The organism is Pseudomonas sp. SJZ078 (assembly GCF_007828255.1).
GTDB lineage: Bacteria > Pseudomonadota > Gammaproteobacteria > Pseudomonadales > Pseudomonadaceae > Aquipseudomonas.
In genome coordinates this window covers 1-19920 of record NZ_VIUG01000009.1, presented here as the reverse complement: position 1 = coordinate 19920, position 19920 = coordinate 1, and the positions used below count along the sequence as shown (strand labels likewise).

Annotated in this window: 17 protein-coding genes; 7 read left to right on the top strand and 10 right to left on the bottom strand. The window is 61.2% G+C overall.

Annotated features, from left to right (window positions below):
• The first annotated feature begins 6 nt into the window (after positions 1-6).
• From ubiG to FBY02_RS10670, 4 genes are all read left to right on the top strand, one after another.
• The gene (gene ubiG, locus FBY02_RS10685) at positions 7-705 is read left to right on the top strand and encodes a bifunctional 2-polyprenyl-6-hydroxyphenol methylase/3-demethylubiquinol 3-O-methyltransferase UbiG (protein WP_144927073.1); all 699 of its coding nucleotides are present in this window, start codon (positions 7-9) and stop codon (positions 703-705) included.
• 4 nt (positions 706-709) lie between these two features.
• On the top strand, positions 710-1381 hold the full coding sequence (mupP, locus tag FBY02_RS10680; RefSeq protein WP_144927071.1) for an N-acetylmuramic acid 6-phosphate phosphatase MupP: 672 nt from the start codon (positions 710-712) through the stop codon (positions 1379-1381).
• A 222-nt stretch (positions 1382-1603) separates the two neighbouring features.
• On the top strand, positions 1604-2344 hold the full coding sequence (locus FBY02_RS10675) for a YciK family oxidoreductase (RefSeq protein ID WP_055127310.1): 741 nt from the start codon (positions 1604-1606) through the stop codon (positions 2342-2344).
• A 360-nt stretch (positions 2345-2704) separates the two neighbouring features.
• On the top strand, positions 2705-3631 hold the full coding sequence (locus FBY02_RS10670) for a GGDEF domain-containing protein (RefSeq protein WP_144927068.1): 927 nt from the start codon (positions 2705-2707) through the stop codon (positions 3629-3631).
• Positions 3632-3818: 187 nt separating this feature from the next.
• Here FBY02_RS10670 and FBY02_RS10665 read toward each other — a convergent pair whose 3' ends face one another.
• The 7 genes from FBY02_RS10665 to FBY02_RS10635 all read right to left on the bottom strand — a co-directional run bounded on the left by FBY02_RS10665 (position 3819) and on the right by FBY02_RS10635 (position 11728).
• Positions 3819-4589, bottom strand: a complete 771-nt coding sequence (locus tag FBY02_RS10665) for a TenA family transcriptional regulator (protein WP_371921412.1) — start codon at positions 4587-4589, stop codon at positions 3819-3821.
• 80 nt (positions 4590-4669) lie between these two features.
• Entirely contained in the window at positions 4670-7129 is a 2460-nt protein-coding gene (locus tag FBY02_RS10660) for an EAL domain-containing protein (protein WP_144927062.1), read from the bottom strand.
• A gap of 190 nt (positions 7130-7319) precedes the next feature.
• Complete coding sequence (locus FBY02_RS10655; protein WP_144927058.1) at positions 7320-9146, bottom strand: ABC transporter ATP-binding protein; 1827 nt, start codon at positions 9144-9146, stop codon at positions 7320-7322.
• A complete protein-coding gene (locus FBY02_RS10650) occupies positions 9139-9741 on the bottom strand; it encodes a DsbA family protein (protein ID WP_178111890.1) in 603 nt (200 codons plus the stop codon). Before FBY02_RS10650 ends, FBY02_RS10655 begins: the two co-directional genes overlap by 8 nt.
• Before the next feature lie 36 nt (positions 9742-9777).
• Complete coding sequence (locus FBY02_RS10645) at positions 9778-10719, bottom strand: rhodanese-related sulfurtransferase (protein ID WP_144927052.1); 942 nt, start codon at positions 10717-10719, stop codon at positions 9778-9780.
• A 169-nt stretch (positions 10720-10888) separates the two neighbouring features.
• Entirely contained in the window at positions 10889-11188 is a 300-nt protein-coding gene (locus tag FBY02_RS10640) for a BolA family transcriptional regulator (protein ID WP_144927049.1), read from the bottom strand.
• Between the two features lie 12 nt (positions 11189-11200).
• Positions 11201-11728, bottom strand: a complete 528-nt coding sequence (locus FBY02_RS10635) for a DUF2059 domain-containing protein (protein WP_047701603.1) — start codon at positions 11726-11728, stop codon at positions 11201-11203.
• Between the two features lie 192 nt (positions 11729-11920).
• On the opposite strand from FBY02_RS10635, the gene FBY02_RS10630 reads away from it, so the two are divergent.
• Complete coding sequence (locus FBY02_RS10630) at positions 11921-13315, top strand: class II fumarate hydratase (RefSeq protein WP_144927046.1); 1395 nt, start codon at positions 11921-11923, stop codon at positions 13313-13315.
• Positions 13316-13470: 155 nt separating this feature from the next.
• Here the strand turns inward: FBY02_RS10630 and FBY02_RS10625 are convergent, their stop codons facing one another.
• Complete coding sequence (locus tag FBY02_RS10625; RefSeq protein WP_144927043.1) at positions 13471-14433, bottom strand: DMT family transporter; 963 nt, start codon at positions 14431-14433, stop codon at positions 13471-13473.
• A 200-nt stretch (positions 14434-14633) separates the two neighbouring features.
• Here FBY02_RS10625 and FBY02_RS10620 point away from each other — a divergent pair, with 200 nt between their 5' ends.
• Positions 14634-14831 (top strand): DUF6316 family protein, encoded by a 198-nt coding sequence (locus tag FBY02_RS10620; protein ID WP_047701605.1) that lies wholly within the window; start codon positions 14634-14636, stop codon positions 14829-14831.
• Between the two features lie 74 nt (positions 14832-14905).
• Here the strand turns inward: FBY02_RS10620 and FBY02_RS10615 are convergent, their stop codons facing one another.
• On the bottom strand, positions 14906-16090 hold the full coding sequence (locus FBY02_RS10615; protein WP_144927040.1) for a thiolase family protein: 1185 nt from the start codon (positions 16088-16090) through the stop codon (positions 14906-14908).
• 105 nt (positions 16091-16195) lie between these two features.
• Positions 16196-17689: a polyphosphate:AMP phosphotransferase gene (pap, locus tag FBY02_RS10610; protein WP_047701607.1), complete on the bottom strand. Its 1494-nt coding sequence runs from the start codon at positions 17687-17689 to the stop codon at positions 16196-16198.
• 120 nt (positions 17690-17809) lie between these two features.
• Here pap and mnmC point away from each other — a divergent pair, with 120 nt between their 5' ends.
• Positions 17810-19798 (top strand): bifunctional tRNA (5-methylaminomethyl-2-thiouridine)(34)-methyltransferase MnmD/FAD-dependent 5-carboxymethylaminomethyl-2-thiouridine(34) oxidoreductase MnmC, encoded by a 1989-nt coding sequence (gene mnmC / locus FBY02_RS10605; protein ID WP_144927037.1) that lies wholly within the window; start codon positions 17810-17812, stop codon positions 19796-19798.
• Positions 19799-19920 lie beyond the last annotated feature (122 nt).

Genomic DNA, 19920 nt, shown 5'->3' with positions numbered 1-19920 from the left:
CTGCACATGAGCAACGTCGACCACGCCGAAATCGCCAAATTCGAAGCCCTGGCTCACCGCTGGTGGGACCGCGAAAGCGAGTTCAAGCCGCTGCACGATATCAACCCGCTGCGGGTCAACTGGATCGACGAACGGGTCAACCTGGCCGGCAAGAAGGTGCTCGACGTCGGCTGCGGCGGTGGCATTCTCAGCGAAGCCATGGCCCAGCGCGGCGCAACGGTGATGGGCATCGACATGGGCGAAGCACCGCTTGCGGTAGCGCAGCTGCATCAACTGGAGTCCGGCGTCAGCGTGGAATACCGGCAGATCACCGCCGAAGCCCTGGCCGAGGAAATGCCCGCTCAGTTCGACGTGGTCACCTGCCTGGAAATGCTTGAACACGTGCCGGATCCGTCCTCGGTCATCCGCGCTTGCTTCCGCATGGTCAAGCCCGGCGGCCAGGTGTTCTTCTCCACCATCAACCGCAACCCGAAGGCGTACCTGCTCGCCATCATCGGCGCGGAATACATCATGAAGCTGCTGCCTCGCGGCACCCACGACTTCAAGAAGTTCATCCGTCCTTCCGAGCTGGGCGCCTGGAGCCGTGCGGCCGGGCTGACCGTCAAGGACATCATCGGCCTGACCTACAACCCGCTGACCAAGCACTACAAGCTGGCCACTGACGTTGACGTGAACTATATGATCCAGACCCTGCGCGAGGAATAAGTCGATGCGTCTCAAAGCGGTTCTCTTCGACATGGACGGCACGCTGCTCGATACCGCGCCGGACTTCATCGCCATCTGCCAGGCCATGCGCGCCGACCGCGGCCTGCCACCGATGAACACGCAGCACATTCGAGACGAAATTTCCGGGGGCGCCCGTGCGATGGTCGCGGTGACCTTTTCCATGGACCCGGAATCACCGGGCTTCGAGGACCTGCGCCAGGAATTCCTCGATCGCTATCTCAAGGGCTGCGCCGTCCACAGCCATCTGTTCGACGGCATGGCCGAGGTGCTCGCCGACATCGAAGCCGCCAACCTGATCTGGGGCGTCGTCACCAACAAACCGGTGCGCTTCGCCGAGCCCATCATGCAGCAACTGGGCCTGGCCGAGCGCTCCAAAGTGCTGATCTGCCCGGATCATGTAAAAAACAGCAAGCCGGATCCGGAGCCGATGATCCTGGCGTGCAAGATGCTCGACCTGGACCCGGCCAGCGTGCTGTTCGTGGGCGACGACCTGCGGGACATCGAGTCCGGGCGCAGCGCCGGCACCAAGACCTGCGCGGTGACCTACGGCTACATCCATCCAGACGACAACCCCAAGCACTGGGGCGCGGACGTGGTAATCGATCACCCGCTGGCGTTGCGCGAAGTGCTGGATAACGCGTTGTGCAGTTGCTGAGCTGACTACTTCGTGTGGCAAGACACTAAGTAGATTTTTTGTGGCGAGGGGATTTATCCCCGCCGAGGTGCGAAGCGCCTCCAAGAGATGTCAATCACTGCGGTGTATCAAGTAATACGTAAGGGGTCGCTTCGGACCCAGCGGGGATGAATCCCCTCGCCACAATACAACCCGTCGCCACACCGTGCATCACCACGCATCGTTATGTTTCGTGAGGTTCTTATGTTTGATTATTCCGCCCGCCCCGATCTGCTCAATGGCCGGGTCATCCTGGTAACCGGTGCCGGTCGTGGCATCGGCGCCGCTGCGGCCAAGGCTTATGCCGCCCACGGCGCTACCGTGCTGCTGCTGGGCAAGACCGAAGCCAACCTGACCCAGGTCTACGATGAAATCGAAGCGGCCGGTCATCCACAGCCGGCAGTGATTCCCTTCAACCTCGAAACCGCCCTGCCCCATCAATACGACGAACTGGCGGCCATGATCGAAACCGAATTCGGTCATCTGGACGGCCTGCTGCACAACGCCTCGATCATCGGCCCGCGCACGCCGCTGGAACAGCTGTCCGGCGAGAATTTCATGCGAGTGATGCAGGTGAACGTCAACGCCATGTTCATGCTCACCAGCACCTTGCTGCCGCTGCTCAAGCTGTCCACGGATGCGTCCGTGGTGTTCACCTCAAGCAGCGTTGGCCGCAAGGGCCGGGCGTACTGGGGTGCCTATGGTGTGTCCAAGTTCGCCACCGAAGGGTTGATGCAGACCCTGGCCGACGAAGTCGATACCGTCGCGCCGATGCGGGCCAACAGCATCAACCCCGGCGCCACCCGCACCAGCATGCGCGCCCAGGCCTATCCGGGAGAAAACCCGCTCAATAATCCAACGCCAGAAGAGATCATGCCGGTCTACCTGTATTTGATGGGGCCGGACAGCAAAGGCGTCAACGGCCAGGCCTTCAACGCACAATAAGCGCTCGCCCCCACGTTGCGGCGGTTTACCGTCGCGACGCTCGAATCCTTCGATAGCCAGCCAGACGAACCGCCAAAGCCCTGTCGCGCAAATCCCGGGGTGATATTCGCGATTTTTTCACTTCATTGATTTGCAATGCTTTTTTCTGAAGTGAACAGACTGGCACGACTTTCGCTCTAACCCTGCTAAACACGCCATGTCTGGCGGGTAACGGAGGTTGATACGAGACCTGCGTCAGCCAAGGAAAGCAGACTAGACTCAAATCAGCGTCCTACGGGACTGACGGGCCTGTACCACACGCAGCCCCAAGCCACCGCACTCAGCCTGCCAGGACAGATTTTGCTTAGGGGCTTACGCCAAATGAAAACGCCCATCCAGACCAACGCGATTGATTTCGACAGCGCCAAACTGCAGCGCCTGGGCCTCGGTCAACCGTCACCGCTCGTCGCGCGGTCCGTCAGTCTTTCGCAGCTGCGTCAGCAATTGAGTCAGCAATTGCAGACCAGCCTGGAACCACAGCGGATTCTGGGTCTGTTTTTCCGTGAAGCTCAACGACTGGTACCACTGGATGCGCTGGCCTATCAACACAAGCCCAGCGACCTGCGGCTGGAGTTCGGTCAGCGTGGGCATCACCTGCTCAGCTACAACCTCAGCCACGAAGACGAACAGCTGGGCGAACTCGTGTTCCGTCGCAATCAGCGCTTCAGCGATGCGGAGCAGAGTGATCTCGAGTCACTGATGTCCACCCTGTTGTTTCCACTGCGCAACGCCCTGCTCTACCGCGCCGCAACCCAGAGCGCCCTGCGCGATCCGTTGACCGGGACCGGCAACCGCATCGCCATGGACCAGGTCATGGAGCGGGAAATCGACATGGCCAGGCGTCACATGCAACCACTGTCGTTGCTGATGCTCGACATCGATCACTTCAAGCGCATCAACGATACCTACGGCCATGGCGCCGGCGATGAGGTGCTCAAGGCCGTTGCCGAGTCGATCAAGGATCAATTGCGCAACGTGGATATGGTGTTCAGGTTCGGTGGTGAGGAGTTCCTGATCCTGCTTTCCAATACCAGCCGGGAAGCCGCTGCCACGATTGGCGAGCGACTGCGCTATGCAGCCCAATTGCAGGAGTATTTCGCTGCCGGTGTCAGGATCGAGCTGACGGTCAGCCTCGGCTGCGCGACACTGTTGCCGGGTGAGTCCATAGAAAGCCTGCTGCGCCGGGTCGACAGCGCGTTGTATGTGGCCAAGCGCGAAGGACGGAACCGATTGGAAATGGCGGGTTGAATGAGCGAGCCAGGCCTGGCAGAAAACCGAACCTGAAGCCAACACAACTTTATTGTTTGGGCTGACGCTCACTCAAACCAAATGTGGGGGCGAGCCTGCTCGCGATAGCGCTCCAACAGCCAACCTCCCCGTTGGCGGCCCGAGCACTTCGCGGAGCAAACTCGCCCCCACATCGGTCAACTAAACATCAGCTCCCGGCCAGCGCCAGGCGCTCGCGAGGGGATGCCGACTTTCCGGCAGACTCCGACTGTTCCAGTTGCATGCAACGCTCCAGAAACAGGTACATGTAATCGTAGCTCTTGCACACCGCCTGACGCAGTTCGGCCTGCAGGGCCTTGCTCGGATTCATGCCCGCCAGCGTGCAGATGATCTCCAGCGCTTCCCACGGATGGGCATCGTCGTACTGGGCATGCATCTTCAGCCATTTCATGGCGCGCTTGCGCTCTTCATCGGCGAAGGCCGCCGCGTAGATGCCGCTGGAACACACCACCGCCGACCACTCACCGGTCGCGCCTTCAATGGCATAGTTGGTCGCCGCGATTGCCACGATCAGCGGGTCCGAAGAGCTGGTGTGCCAGCACCAATGGCTCAATGCGTGGAGTTCAGGCGGCACCTGCTGTGCCTGCAGGTCCTCAAGCGTCACACCGTGGGCGGCGCTCCAGTTCACCCAGTAGTCGGCGTGATTGAGTTCGACACGAATGTTGCGCATCAGCCAACGCCGGGCCATATCCTCGCCGGGGTGGCGGGCAAAGCGAGTCTTGGTGAGGTTCTGTGCCATGTATAAAGCGAACTGTTCAACGACCGGCCAACCACCGATAAGGTAGTGGCGCATGGTCCTGGCGCTGAGCTTGTTATCGCGCATGCGTTGATACAGCTCGTGTTCGACAACCCGGCGCTTGCTCTCGCCGCAATCGGCAATGAGCTGCTGTGCCCATTGTGGATAGCTTTTGGCGTCCATGAGCGGGCCTGTTCGGTTGAATGTGTCGATCACTGTCGGGCTCCTTTTGATTGTGATTTTTTTCCGGATCAACAAGAGGCTCAGCGGAACGTGCCGGGGGCCTTGAATAACAACGGCTGGGGCCGGGCCGGCCTGCACTGCAACGTATCACAGGTAAACAACTGCGGGCGCTCGATGACATACCCCTGAGCGTAATCCACTCCAATCTCCAGCAATGCCTGCTCGATCTGGGCAGTTTCCACAAACTCGGCAATGGTGCGCTTACCCATGACGTGGCCGATGTGGTTGATCACTTCGACCATTGCACGGTTAATCGGGTCGTCCAGCATATCCTTTACGAAACTCCCGTCGATCTTCAGGAAGTCTACAGGTAAATGTTTCAGGTAAGCGAATGAAGACATTCCGGCGCAAAAATCATCCAGCGAAAAGTAACAACCCAAGCTCTTGAGTTCATTGATAAAGCGAATGGCACTGCCCAAATTCGAAATAGCGCTGGTCTCTGTAATTTCAAAACAAATCATTTCCGGCGGAATCGAATAGGCTGCGAACTGTTTACGCAGGAAGTCGAGGAACGCCTGATCTCCGATAGTCGTGCCTGACAGATTGATCGCACACATGGCCAAGGGCCCCTGCCGCGACTCGTTCAAGCACTGGCGAATGATCTTGAAGACATTTTCCACTACCCAACGGTCCAGGGACGTCATCAGGCCATAGCGCTCCGCCGCAGGAATGAAGCTGTCCGGCAGAATCATCCGCCCGGCCTCATCGTGCAGGCGCAACAGGATCTCAATGTGCCCGCCACCGTGTTCTCCCGGACCCAGCGCCGCAATTTCCTGGGCATACAGGCAGAAACGGTTTTCCTCCAGCGCCATGTGCAAGCGCTGGACCCAGGCCATCTCACCGAAACGCAGAGACAGCTCCGAATCGTCGGCATGGTAGACCTGGACTCGGTTGCGCCCCTTTTCCTTGGCCATGTAGCAAGCCATGTCGGCGGCGCGCAGGGAGGCTTCCAGGGTCGTCGGGTTCTGGGCGATGTGCACCAGGCCGATGCTCACGGTGGTCACAAACGGTCGGCCTTTCCAGACAAAATGCAGGTTCTGCACGGTCTGGCGCAGCCCTTCGGCGATCTTCTCCGCCGCCTCCGGTGAACAATTTTCCAGCAAGATACCGAACTCATCCCCGCCCAACCGGGCCAGGGTGTCGTTTTCCCGCAGGCCCGATTGCAGCAACGCGCAGATGTGTCGCAACAATTCGTCACCCGCCGCGTGGCCGCAGGTATCGTTGACCAGTTTGAATTGGTCCAGGTCGAGGAACATCAAGGCATGGCGCCCGGCCTGGCGCGTGAGGTTATGCAGTGCCTGCTCGAGCCGGTATTCGAATTCCCGGCGATTCGCCAGGCCGGTGAGCGCGTCATGGGTGGCCTGCCACGACAGGTTGGCAATGTACTGACGCTCCTGGGTCATGTCGTGCAGGACCAGTACGGCGCCGCTGACCTTGCCCGCATGGCGGATCGGCGCCCCCACCAGGGTCACCGACACGGTGCTGCCATCCAGGCGCTGGATCAGTTTGGAATGTTCGCTGCCACCACCGAGCCGGCCGCTGAGGATGTGCTCGATCAGCGTCAGGCCCTCGGTCTGGGCATTGTCGTCGAGCAAATTGAACAGCGCGGCCAGGGGCAGTCCGGTGGCATGCTCGGCCTTCCAGTGGGTCATCGCCTCGGCAGCGGGATTCATGTAGGCAATGGCGCCTTCGACGTCGGTGGTGATGACGCCGTCGCCGATGGATTGCAAGGTGATCTGCGCCCGTTCCTTCTCCAGTTGCAAAGCGTTGGCGAACACCTGTCGTTGAGCCAATAACTTGTGGGTACGCAACAAAGCCAGGACGATGAGCCCCAGCGCAGTGGCGAAGTTGGTCACCAGCAACAGGCGCAGGATAAAGCGCGATCCCTCCCCCAGCGCGTCGCTGAAAGCCTTGGCGGCCGGGGTGACGGAGTCGTTGATGGCAAAGATCTGCGCCTTCCAGCCGCGCACATCGTTTTCTGAAGCAGTCCCTTCGGTAATGCTGTCATGCATCTGCCGGGCAACGTTATCCAACTCGATCAGATAGCCGTCGCCCACCGTCCAGAGATCGATGGCTTCCTCCAGGTAACTGAAGTGACGGAAATTCAAATACAGCCAGATCAGGCTGGACACGTCGTCCGGGTGGTTTCCCCCTTGGAGGATGCCCGCCCGCGCCGCCTCCAGGTCCGGTGGCTGACGATCCAGCGCTACACGCAGGTCATGTCCGCCCTCGGGCACGGCAATGGCTTGCTGGTATTTGCGGAAAATCGCCTCATCACGGCTGTCGGCATAGAGGTTGAGGTAGTAAATGGCGTCTTTCTGCCCCTTGGACCAGAGGCTTTCCCCCGCGACATAGCCGCGAACGGCCGACAATACATAGAGGCTGACGCCCCCAAGCAATGCCTGAAATAGCACAACGGCAATGAAGGGCCAGACGATGCCCAACAACCGAGGCGTTCCGAGAGTCCGCTTTTGCTTCATGAGGTCCCTTGCACAGGCATTACCAATGAGCACCCGGGAGAAATCCGCTTCTGATTCCAGAGCCTAGGCCAGTTTTCGCTCCTTGGAACGGCTGGATCCAGGGATCGACAGGCTTTGGGTGGAAATTCGAAGAAACCGGGGGCTTTTGGCTGACTTTTTTGGATACTAAGCGCAGAAAATCACAGGAAACTCAAGGCTGCTGTATCTGTTGCAAATGACCGTAGAGTCGAGCGTACAGGCCGCCCTCGGCAATCAACTGCAAATGGTCGCCGTCTTCGGCGATTTGCCCCCCGTCGAACACCAATACCCGATCCGCCTGTTTCACGGCTGACAACCGGTGGGCGATGATCAGCGTGGTGCGCCCGCTCAGGAATCTCGACAAGGCCTGATGAAGGTTGTACTCGGTGGCGGCGTCCAGTGCGGAGGTCGCCTCGTCGAGAATCACCACCCGCGGCTCGGCCAATACCATGCGGGCGATGGCCAGGCGTTGACGCTGCCCACCGGACAGCCGCACCCCGGACCGCCCGACCACACTCTCCAGCCCCAGGGGCAACGCGCGCACCGTGGTATCGAGCTGAGCGATGGTCAATGCCCGCCAGCACGCTTCGTCACTGCAGTCGCGGCCCATGGAGAGGTTGGCCCGCACCGTGTCGTTGAACAAGGCAGGATGCTGCAGCACCACCGCGACATTTTCACGGATGGTTTCCAGGCCGATTTCCTGCTGCGTGGCGCCGCCAAACCGGATGCTGCCCGACTGCGGCGTATACAAGCCCAGCAATAGCTGCACCAGGGTGCTCTTACCGCCACCACTGGCACCGACGATGGCGACCTTTTCGCCAGGGGAGATAGACAGGTTCAACTGGTCGAGCACCAGTTCCTCGCCATAGCCGAAGCTCAAGTCCTGGATGTCGATGCCCACGGTATCGCGGCCCTTGAACGGGTCGACACCGCCGCTGTACTGCGGTTCGTCGGCCCGGGCCAGGAGTTCGTTGATCCGGCTCAACGCGCCGCCGGCCGCGTAATAGGCGTACTGAAGGTTCAACAGCTGTTCCACCGGACCGATCATGAACCAGAGGTAGCTGAACACCGCCAGCATCTGGCCGATGGACAGGTCGGAAAACAGTACCGTGAGCATCGCCGCCGCACGGAAGATGTCAATGCCGAACTGGAACAGCAAGCCACTGGCCCGGCCCGACGCATCGCTTTTCCACTGGGAATTGACCGCATAGTCGCGCACCTCCCGGGCGCGCTGCCCCAGGCGCCCGAGGAAAAATCCCTGGCGGTTACCGGCACGCACCTCCTGGATCGCATCCAGGGTTTCGGTCAATGCCTGGGTGAAGCGCGAGGTGCTGTCGTTCTCGAGCTTCTTGAGGTGCTTGACCCGCTTGCCCAACTGCACCGTGGCGTAGATTACCAGCGGATTGAACAGCAGGATCAGCAGCGCCAGTTTCCAGTGCATCCACATCAGGATGCCGGCGGTGCCCACCAGCGTCAGCATTGCTACCAGAAAACGGCTAAGGGTTTCGCCGACGAATTTATCGAGGGTGTCCAGGTCGGTGACCAAGTGAGCGGCCACGGTACCGCTGCCCAGGCTTTCGTATTCCCCCAGGGAAATCCGCTTGAGGCGCTCGATCAGGCGGATGCGGATGCGATAGACGATGTCTTTGGCGAGCCTGGCGAACAAACGCGCCTGTAGCACGTTGAACAGCAGCGCCCCGCATCGAAGGGTCAGGGTCATCAGCAGCATCAGCCCGATATAGCCGGCAGCCGTTTGCCAAGCCGTAGGCAAGGCGTGGTTCATCACCTTCAAGGCGGCGTCGCCCCGCCCCAGCAGTACTTCGTCCACCAACAATGGCAACAGCAAGGGGATCGGCACGCTGCACAGCGTCGCCAGCACGGCCACGCCGTTGGCTATCCACAGGGCTTTTTTGTGTTTGAGGGCCAGGCGACGGATTTCCGCCCAGCTCAATCGATCGACGCGCTGTGGCTCCGAGGCGCCATCCGGCAGGTCAGGCACAGGCCGCACGCTCCAGCCAGCGGCCAAGCAATGGAGACAGTTGGCCCAGGGGCTGGTAACCGTTGGTGAGCAGGGCCAATTGGCCGTCGCGTTCGGCCAGCAGCGTGGGGAAACCGGCAATGCCGAGATCCTGCACCCAGGTGAAATCCGCGGCTGTGGCCGCATGCTGCTCGGCGCTGTCGAACGCTGTGGCAAATTCGATGCGTGGCAGGCCGGCCTGTTCGGCCAGTTCCACCAGGACGCTGGCACGGGTCACGTCGCGCCCCTGCACATAAAAAGCCTGTTGGATCAGCTTCACCAGCTTCCAGGCCAGGTCGGGCGCCAGGCTTCGGGCCGTCACCACCGCCCGACAGGCCGGCTCGGTGTCATAGACGAAACCGTCCGGCAACGCGTCCTCCAGCTTGAATAGCTGGCCGGTAGCCTGGGTGACAGCCTGCCAGTGCTCGAGGATGTAACGCCGGGTAGTGGGCTCCAGCGCCGAACCACTGCCCGTACGCAACCCGCCCACCACCAGATGCAGTTCAACGCTCTGGGCCTGCGCCTGCTCGACCAATGCTTCGGCCACCGGCGCAAAGCCCCAGCACCAGGAACACATCGGGTCCATGACATACAGCAGGCGTGGCGGCATGGTTCAGGCCTCGGAGGATGATTGCTTGTAGTTGTAGCCGATCGGGTGCGGCATGTTGCGAGCCTTGGCCAATTCGATCTGCTTTTGCCGGTCGATGGCACTGCGGCGGGTCTTCTCGCTCAGCTTGTCCCAGCAATGCGGGCAACTGATGCCAGGCACGTAGTGCTCCGAAGCGCGATCTTCCAGGCTCACCGGTGTACGGCACGCATGACATTGATCGTAGTCGCCTTCGCTGAGATCGTGGCGAACGGTCACGCGGTTATCGAATACAAAGCAGTCGCCGCGCCATTTGGTTTCTTCCTGGGGAACTTCTTCGAGGTATTTCAGGATGCCACCCTTGAGGTGGAAGACCTCGTCGAACCCCTGGCTGAGCATATAGCTGGAAGCCTTCTCGCAGCGGATGCCGCCGGTGCAGAACATCGCGACTTTCTTGTGCTTGGCCGGATCGAAGTTGGCCTTGATGTAGTCGGGAAATTCGCGAAAGCTGGTGGTCTTGGGATCGATTGCGCCTTCGAATGTCCCGATGGACACTTCGTAGTCGTTACGGGTATCGATCAGCAACACTTCCGGATCGCTGATCAGCGCGTTCCAGTCCTGGGGTTCGACATAAGTGCCGACCTGCTTGTTCGGATCCACGCCTTCGACGCCGAGGGTGACGATTTCCTTCTTGAGCTTGACCTTGGTGCGGTAGAACGGCTGTTCGTCGCAGTACGACTCCTTGTGATCGATGTCGATCATGCGCGGGTCGTTCTTGAGCCAGGTCAGCAAGCCGTCGATGCCTTCGCGGGTGCCGGAGACCGTGCCGTTGATGCCTTCTTCGGCGATCAGCAGGGTGCCTTTGATACCGTTATCGAGCATCGCCTTGAGCAAGGGCTCACGCAGCTCGACGTAATCTTCCAGGGTGACGAACTTATACAGTGCCGCCACGACAATGGGTTGTGTCATGGGTATTTCTCCAGGTGGCTACCCTCGTAAGGGGTGAACCGGATGCAAAAAAAACGCGCCGGGTCAGCGGCGCGTTGCGGATTCTAGCAAAAACTCGTGGGTTGCAGGACTATGAGGTCGGGGCTTTATACAAATCCCCTCGCCACAAAAGCCCCCAACTCACCGTCAATCAGTGCTTACTGCCACCGGCACAGGTCGGCGAAGCCGGGGCGGCGTCGATCTGCGCCCACTCCTCGGGGGTGTAGGTGTGCAGCGCCAACGCATGGAATTCGCCCATCAGCTCACCCAGCGTGCCGTAGACCTTCTGGTGGCGCTTGACCCGATTGAGCCCTTCGAACTGCCGGCTCACCACCACCGCCTTGAAGTGGGTCTGTAGCCCGCGGCTGTGCATGTGGCTTTCATCCAGCACTTGCAGGTGTTCAGGCTGCAAGAGGCTGAGTGTCGATTCGATGCGTTGTTGCATGCTCATTCCAGGCTCCGCTTACGGCTTTTTCTTGGCTGGGGCAGGCGCAGCGGATTTCGGCTCGAGCTCGGCGGTCATATCCGCCAGCAGCTTGTTGACCACCGGCACCGCGCTTTCCAGCTTGGCCTGGGTCAGTTGGGCCGACTGCTGGGTCAGTTGCGGCATTTTTTCCAGGACTTTCTTGCCCAGCGGCGACTGATAGAAAGCCACCAGGTCCTTGAGCTCCGACTCGCTGAAGTTGGTGGTGTAGAGCTGGACCATGTCCGGCTTGAGCTTGTTCCAGCCGATGGCTTGGTCAAGCGCGGCGTTGGCCTTGGCCTGGTAGGTTTCCAGGGTGGCTTTTTTCGACTCGGGAGCCTTGGTCTGTTCGAAGCGCTGGGCAAACATCTGTTGCACTTGCATGTACACCGGGGTGCCCAGCTTGTCAGCGTGCGCCAGGGTCAGGAATGCTTCGGCGCTGGCTTTGTGACTGGCGGTATCGGCGAGAACAGGGCCGCTGGCACACACCAGAGCAACTGCGGTACAGATGGCGCGAAGACGGGTCATCGAGTTTCCTTATCTAACTGGCGAGGTAAAACCCCAAGGGCGACCATTCTGCGCCTAAAAAACGCCAGGCCTCAACCCCGGTGCTTGCCGGTCCCGATTGACGGACCGAACCGACCACCCCTAGATTGACGGAACCGGTACCGCCCGACAGGGCCTAAACTGCGCATTCAGACCTATCAGGAGTTTGACCCAATGAGCCGTATCGAAACCGACAGCCTTGGCCAGGTTGAAGTCTCGGAGGACGCCTACTGGGGCGCCCAGACACAGCGTTCCATGATCAACTTCGCCATCGGTAACGAACGCATGCCGCTGTCGGTGCTGCATGCCCTGGCGCTGATCAAGAAAGCCGCCGCGCGGGTCAACGACCGCAACGGCGACTTGCCCGCCGACATCGCCCGGCTGATCGAACAGGCCGCCGACGAAGTACTGGATGGCCAGCATGACGACCAGTTCCCGCTGGTGGTCTGGCAGACCGGCAGCGGCACCCAGAGCAACATGAACGTCAACGAGGTGATCGCCGGGCGCGCCAACGAACTGGCGGGCAACCCCCGCGGCGGCAAGACCCCTGTGCATCCCAACGATCACGTCAACCGCTCCCAGAGCTCCAACGACTGCTTCCCTACCGCCATGCACATCGCCGCCGTGCAGGCCGTCCACAAGCAATTGTTGCCGGCCATCAGCGAACTGTCCGGCGGGCTGGCGGAGCTGGCGGCGCGTCACCTGAAACTGGTCAAGACCGGCCGTACCCACATGATGGATGCCACGCCGATCACCTTCGGCCAGGAACTGTCAGCCTTCATTGCCCAGCTCGACTACGCCGAACGGGCAATCCGCGCCGCGCTGCCGGCGGTCTGCGAACTGGCCCAGGGCGGCACGGCGGTCGGCACCGGGCTCAATTCGCCCCACGGTTTCGGCGAGGCGATTGCCGCGGAACTGGCGGCGCTGTCCGGTCTGCCGTTCGTCACCGCGCCGAACAAGTTTGCGGCGTTGGCGGGGCACGAGCCCCTGACCACGCTGTCCGGCGCGCTGAAAACCCTGGCCGTGACCCTGATGAAAATCGCCAATGACCTGCGTCTGCTGGGCTCCGGCCCTCGGGCCGGCTTCGCCGAAGTGAAATTGCCCGCCAACGAGCCGGGCAGCTCCATCATGCCCGGCAAGGTCAACCCGACCCAGTGCGAAGCCCTGTCGATGCTGGCCTGCCAGGTCATGGGCAACGACGTGACCATCGGCTTTGCCGCCAGCCAGGGCCATTTGCAACTGAACGTGTTCAAGCCGGTGATCATCCACAACCTGCTGCAATCGATCCGCCTGCTGGCCGACGGCTGCAGCAACTTCCAGCAACACTGCATCGCCGGGCTCGAGCCCGATGGCGAGCAGATGGCCGCGCACCTGGAGCGCGGGTTGATGCTGGTGACGGCGTTGAACCCGCATATCGGCTACGACAAGTCCGCCGAGATCGCCAAGAAGGCCTACAGCGAAGGGCTGACCCTGCGCGAGGCTGCGTTGCAGCTGGGCTATCTGACCGACGAGGAGTTCGATGCCTGGGTGCGGCCGGAAAACATGCTGGAGGCCGGTAGCCAGGGCTGAATCCTGGTTGACAGGGAGTTAGCCTTCGCGAGCAGGCTCGCTCCCACAAGGGATTCCAGTCGAACCCGGGACTTGCATACGCTGAAGATCTAATGTGGGAGCGAGCCTGCTCGCGATGAGGCCGGTCGACTCACATCACTGTCACCTTCAGGCCGCTACCGCTCCACAGCCAACCGCTCACGCCGGGCCCTGAGCCCGGCAATCAGCGAAGGCCCCAACGCCACCAGCGCTGATCCCACCACCACCAGCACCGCCCCGCCATACCCCAGCAGATTGATCTGCTCGGCATGCACATAGTCGGGCCACCACCAGGCAGCCACGGCCACCGCGGCGAAGGTCACCAGCGGCGTGATCGCCAGGGTCGCGCTGACTCGTGACGCCTCCCAATGAGCCAGGGCCTCGGCAAAGGCGCCATAGGCAATCAGGGTGTTGAGGCAACAGGCAAACAACAGCCAGCCTTGCAGAGGGCTCAGTTGCAGCGCTTCCAACGGGTGGGCCCACGGTGTGAGCAGCAACGCGCAGAACAGGTAGATCACCATCATCACCTGCAACGAATTCCACACCGTCAACAACTGCTTCTGGCCCAGGGCGTAGAACGTCCAGACCGCCGACGCCAGCAACACCATCAAGACCCCGGCGGTGTATTGGCTCAGGGAGGTCAGCAACTCGGCGAGGCGCTGGTTGAAAAACAGCGTGAAACCGATCAGCAGTACCAGCAGGCCAATCCCCTGCCCCAGGCTGAAACGTTCCTTGAATACAAAAAGGCTGGCGACCAGCAGCAGGATCGGCCCCATCTGCACCACCAATTGCGCAGTGCCGGGGCTCAGGCGATTCAGGCCCATCAGGTACAACACATAGTTGCCCACCAGCCCCAGCACCGCCATCGCCACCAACCAGCCACCCCGCGGACCGAGCACCTTGCGGCTGGGCAGGCGTCGGGTGGCCGCCAGATAAATGAACAGCAAGCCGCCGGACACCAGCAAGCGAAACCAGGTCACGGTGACCGGATCCATCACCTGCAACACCTGCTTGAGCTTGATCGGCAGGATTCCCCACAACAGGGCGGTCAACAGGGCGAGGAACAGGCCGTAGACCCAGCGACCGGACGAAATGTGCATGCAATCCCCGAGGCTCAAGAAAAGAGCGACTATTCTAGTGGGAGATGGCTTGGCGACACAGGGACAGTTACGTACTAACAGTTCAAAGGTCGTTCGCGGAAAGGAGAGATGGCACATTGCCGCCCATCGGCTGGCCAAGCGCCAGTTGATACCAACGAATAAACTTCACTCAACCGATTTTTAAGTTTCTTGGAGTCTCCATGCTCGGCAAACGCGCCCAGGACCTCACCCCTGCGATGGTCTTTCCCAGTGACCGGATCTGCCGGATAAACGGTGAATTTTATTTCAGTACCCGGGAAGGCACCCAGGAAGGACCGTTTGCCAGCCGTGAAGCCGCGGAGCAAGAGGTCGCGGCGTATATCGAGCGGATGCAGAAGGCGCTTGAGATCGCTAGCTGACAAAGGATTACCCAGACCTGTGGCGAGGGGATTTATCCCCTCGCCACAAATGGAATCTTTCCTCGGCTTCGTGTTTAACGCACCGCCTCGAACAACCCCGTCGCCCCCATCCCACCACCCACGCACATGGTCACGATGCCATAGCGCAGGTTGCGCCGTTGCAGTTCCCGCACCAGATGGCCAACCTGGCGCGAACCGGTCATGCCGAACGGATGACCGATGGCAATCGAGCCGCCGTTGACGTTGTATTTCTCATTATCGATTTCCAGACGATCGCGGCTGTACAGGCACTGGGACGCGAACGCCTCATTAAGCTCCCACACATCGATGTCGGCGACCCGCAGGCCCTTGGCCTTGAGCAGTTTCGGTACTGAGAACACCGGACCGATACCCATTTCGTCCGGCGCGCAACCGGCCACGGTGAAGCCGCGGAAAAACGCCTTGGGCTTGAGTCCCAGCGCCAGGGCTTTTTCCAGGCTCATCACCAGGGTCATCGAAGCGCCGTCGGACAGTTGCGATGAGTTGCCCGCCGTCACCGAACCGTCTTCGGCAAACACCGGCTTCAACCCGGCCAGGCTTTCATAGGTTGTGTCCGGACGGTTGCAATCGTCGCGGTCGACCACGCCGTCAAGCACCTGCACCGCGCCGGTGTTTTTATCTTCCACCCTGTACTTGACCGCCATCGGTACGATCTCGTCATCGAACAGCCCGGCCGCCTGGGCCCGAGCAGTGCGTTGCTGGCTCTGCAAGGCATAGCGGTCCTGTGCTTGGCGGCTGACCTGGTAACGGCGGGCGACGATCTCGGCGGTCTGGCCCATGGGGAAATAGATTCCCGGTACCTGTTCCTTGAGCAGCGGGTTGATCAGGTTGTCGGTGTTGACGCTTTTCATCGTCAGGCTGATGGACTCCACGCCACCGGCAACGATGATGTCGCTGCAACCGGAGGCAATCTGGTTGGCGGCAATGGCGATGGCTTGCAGGCCCGAGGAACAGAAGCGGTTGAGGGTCATGCCGGCGGTGCCGATGCCCAGTTGGGAGAGCACCGCCACGTTACGGCCGATGTTGTAGCCCTGGGCACCCTCGTTGGAGCCGGCACCGACAATGCAATCTTCGACACTGGCCGGGTCGATGTCGTTGCGCGTCAACAGCGCATCGACGCAATGGGCCGCCATGTCGTCCGGGCGGGTCATGTTGAACTTGCCGCGAAACGACTTGGCCAGGCCGGTCCGAACGCTGTCGACGATCACTACTTCTCGCATGGCGGTTCCTCATTGTTGTAGGCGGTCAAGAATGGGTCGAGCATAAATCCACCCCATAACCGACCGCGACAATCATTCATCCCGCATATGCGACCTTATCGCCCGCTACTTCCTGCTGCGCTTGAACGCTGCCTCCAGCGCCTCGTTGAGGGTACGCAACACCTTGACCCGGGCCCAGCGCTTGTCATTGGCCTCTACCAGGGTCCAGGGCGATATTTCGGTACTGGTGCGGTCGACCATGTCGCATACTGCCGCCCGGTAGGCGTCCCACTTGTCACGGTTGCGCCAGTCGTCCTCGGTGATCTTGAAGCGCTTGAAGGGGATTTCCTCGCGCTCCTGGAAACGTTCGAGCTGAGTCTCCTTGTCGATGGCCAACCAGAACTTGACCACCACCACGCCAGCGTCGGCAATCTGCTCTTCGAAATCATTGATCTCGCCATAGGCCCGCAGCCAGTCGGCCCGACTGCAGAAGCCTTCGACGCGCTCCACCAACACCCGGCCATACCAGGAGCGGTCGAAAACGGTGAATTTGCCCCGTGCCGGAATATGCCGCCAGAACCGCCACATGTAGGGGTGGGCACGCTCTTCTTCGGTGGGCGCGGCAATCGGCACGATGCTGTATTGGCGTGGATCGAGCGCTGCCGCGACCCGCCGGATCGCCCCGCCCTTGCCCGCTGCGTCGTTGCCTTCGAACACGGCCACCAGGGCGTGCCGGCGCATGCGTTTGTCCCGCAGCAAACCGGCAAACCGGGCCTGCTCGGTGATCAGTTGTTCCTCATAGTCGTCCTTGTCCAGCCGCAGGGTCATGTCCAGGCTGTCGATCAGGGTCACCTGGTCATCCAATGCCGGCAGCGGTGCCACGCTGACCTTTTCCGGCTTGATCTTCGGTCTATCCAGCGCCTGGCGCATGCCTTCGAGCAGGATCCTGCCGACCGTGAGGCTGCGATAACAGGTGTCCACGCCCTCGATCACATGCCACGGCGCGTAATCGCGGCTGGTCCGGCGCAGCACCCGCTCACCGTACTTGACGAACTTGTCGTAGGTCTGGGATTGCTGCCAGTCCAGCGGGCTGATGCGCCAACTGTGCAACGGGTCATCCTTGAGCCCCTTGAGCCGGGCTTTCATTTGCTTCTTGGACAGATGAAACCAGAACTTGAAGATCAGCGCACCTTCATCGCAGAGCATTTTCTCCAGGCGCTCGGCGGCATTGATCGCCTGATCGAGCCGGGGGTCCTTGAACTCGCCGTGGACCCGGCCCTGGAGCATCTGGCTGTACCAGTTGCCGAAGAAAATTCCCATGCGCCCCTTGGCCGGCAGCATCCGCCAGTAACGCCAGGCCGGCGGCCGCGCCAGTTCTTCGTCGGTCTGCTGGTCGAAGGTGCGCACTTCGATCAGCCGCGGGTCCATCCACTCGTTGAGCAACTTCACCGTCTCGCCCTTGCCCGCGCCCTCGATACCGTTGATCAGCACAATGACCGGGAAACGGCTCTGCTGATGCAACTCGAACTGGGCTTCGAGCAGCGCTTCACGCAGTGCCGGCACTTCGGCCTCAAAGGTGTCTTTATCGATGGCGTGACCGATTTCGGCGGATTCGAACATAGGCAGCTCCTTCTGGGATTGGGGCAAGACTAGCGGATTGAATGCCGTGATGTGCAGGAGCTCCTGCGCAGTTACCCAGCCTCGGGCTAGAATAGCGTCCCGGAATTCACCGAGCCTGCCATGCCCCCCGTACAGCACCATGCCCAACTCGATTGGGATGACCAGGGTCTGCCCCGTTCACGGGTATTCGACGATGTGTATTTCTCCGACCAGTCCGGGCTGGAAGAGACTCGCTATGTGTTTCTTGAACAGAACAACCTGGCCGAGCGCTTCGCCGCGTTGCCGGACCATGGGCGGCTGGTGATCGGTGAGACCGGATTCGGCACCGGATTGAATTTCCTCTGTGCCTGGCAGTTATTCGAGCAATGCGCCCCCGCCGGGGCGCGACTGCATTTTGTCAGTGTCGAAAAATACCCCCTGAGCCCTCAAGACCTGCGTCGGGCCCTCGCCCTGTGGCCGTCACTCAAACTTCAGGCCGATCAGTTACTGGGACCATACGTTGCGATCCATCCAGGTTTCCAGCGCCTGACGCTGGTGGGCGGACGGGTGACGCTGACCTTGATGATCGGAGACGCCCTGGAGCAGTTACCGCAACTGGACGGACATATCGACGCCTGGTTCCTGGATGGCTTTGCACCGGCCAAGAACCCAGATATGTGGACCGCCGAGCTGTTCGCCGAACTGGCCCGGCTGTCGGCGCCCGGGGCCACCCTGAGCACCTTCACCAGCACCGGTTGGGTGCGGCGCTTGTTGAACGCAGCGGGCTTCAAAATGAAGCGTACGCCAGGCATCGGGCATAAATGGGAAATCCTGCGGGGCGTGTTCCTCGGCGGGCCGGAATCCCAGGAGCAGGCCGCCCCCCTCCCGACAAAACCCTGGTATGCGCGCCCCGCTCCGCTCAGCGGCGAGCGCCGGGCCCTGGTGATCGGCGGTGGCCTGGCCGGCTGCGCCAGCGCGGCGAGCCTCGCGGCCCGTGGTTGGCAGGTGACGTTGCTGGAGCGACATGCCGGGTTGGCCGAGGAAGCGTCCGGCAACCCCCAGGGGGTGTTGTACCTCAAGCTGTCCGCTCATGGCACAGCGTTGTCGCAAATGATCCTCAGCGGTTTCGGCTACACGCGGCGCTTGCTCGAACACCTGCAGCGGGGCATGGACTGGGACGGCTGCGGTGTCTTGCAGTTGGCCTTCAACCACAAGGAAGCCGAGCGCCAGACACAACTGGCCGCCGCGTTCCCGGCCGATCTACTGCGCACAATGGAGCAACGCGAAGCCGAGGCGCTGTCCGGCATCGGCCTGGCCTGTGGTGGTCTGTTCTTTCCTGAAGGAGGATGGGTACATCCGCCGGCATTGTGCCGCTGGCAGGCCTCGGCCCCGTTGGTCGAGGTGTTGCCCCATCATGAAGTGCTGGATCTGCGTCGCGTCGATGGCCAGTGGCAAGCCTGGGACGGTGAGCGCTACCTGACCAGTGCACCGGTGGCGATCCTGGCCAGCGCCGCCGAGATCAAACGTTTCGAAGCAGCCGCCGACCTGCCCCTCAAGCGCATACGCGGACAAATCACCCGACTGCCCCAGACCGACCGCAGCCAGGCCCTGCGCACGGTGGTCTGCGCCGAGGGCTACGTGGCCCCGCCGCGAATGGGCGAGCATACGCTGGGCGCCAGTTTCGACTTCAAGAGCGCTGACCTGACACCCACCGCCGCCGAACATGCCGGCAACCTGCAAATGCTCGAAGAGATCTCTCTCGACCTGGTGGACCGCCTGGACGCCGGCAACCTGGAACCGGAGCAGCTCGAAGGCCGTGCGGCGTTCCGTTGCACCAGCCCGGACTACTTGCCGATTGTCGGTCCGTTGGCGGACAACCGGGCATTTACCGAGGCGTATCACGCCCTGAGCAAAGATGCCCGCCAGGTCCCGGACACCCCCTGTCCCTGGCTCGATGGCCTGTACGTCAACAGCGGCCATGGTTCCCGCGGCCTGATCACGGCGCCGCTGTCCGGCGAACTGATCGCCGCCTGGTTGGACAATGAACCCCTGCCCCTGCCACGCAACGTGGCCGAGGCCTGCCATCCGAACCGGTTTGCGCTGCGGGCATTGATTCGCGGCAAGGCCTGACGCAACTTAAATGCCCATCGCCAAACCTGTGGGAGCAACTGTCTTGGATGATTTATTTAGCCATTCTTTTTCAAGGCAGCAAAAGCTCTCACAGCTCTTGGCAGTGCAGATATCTGGAGAGG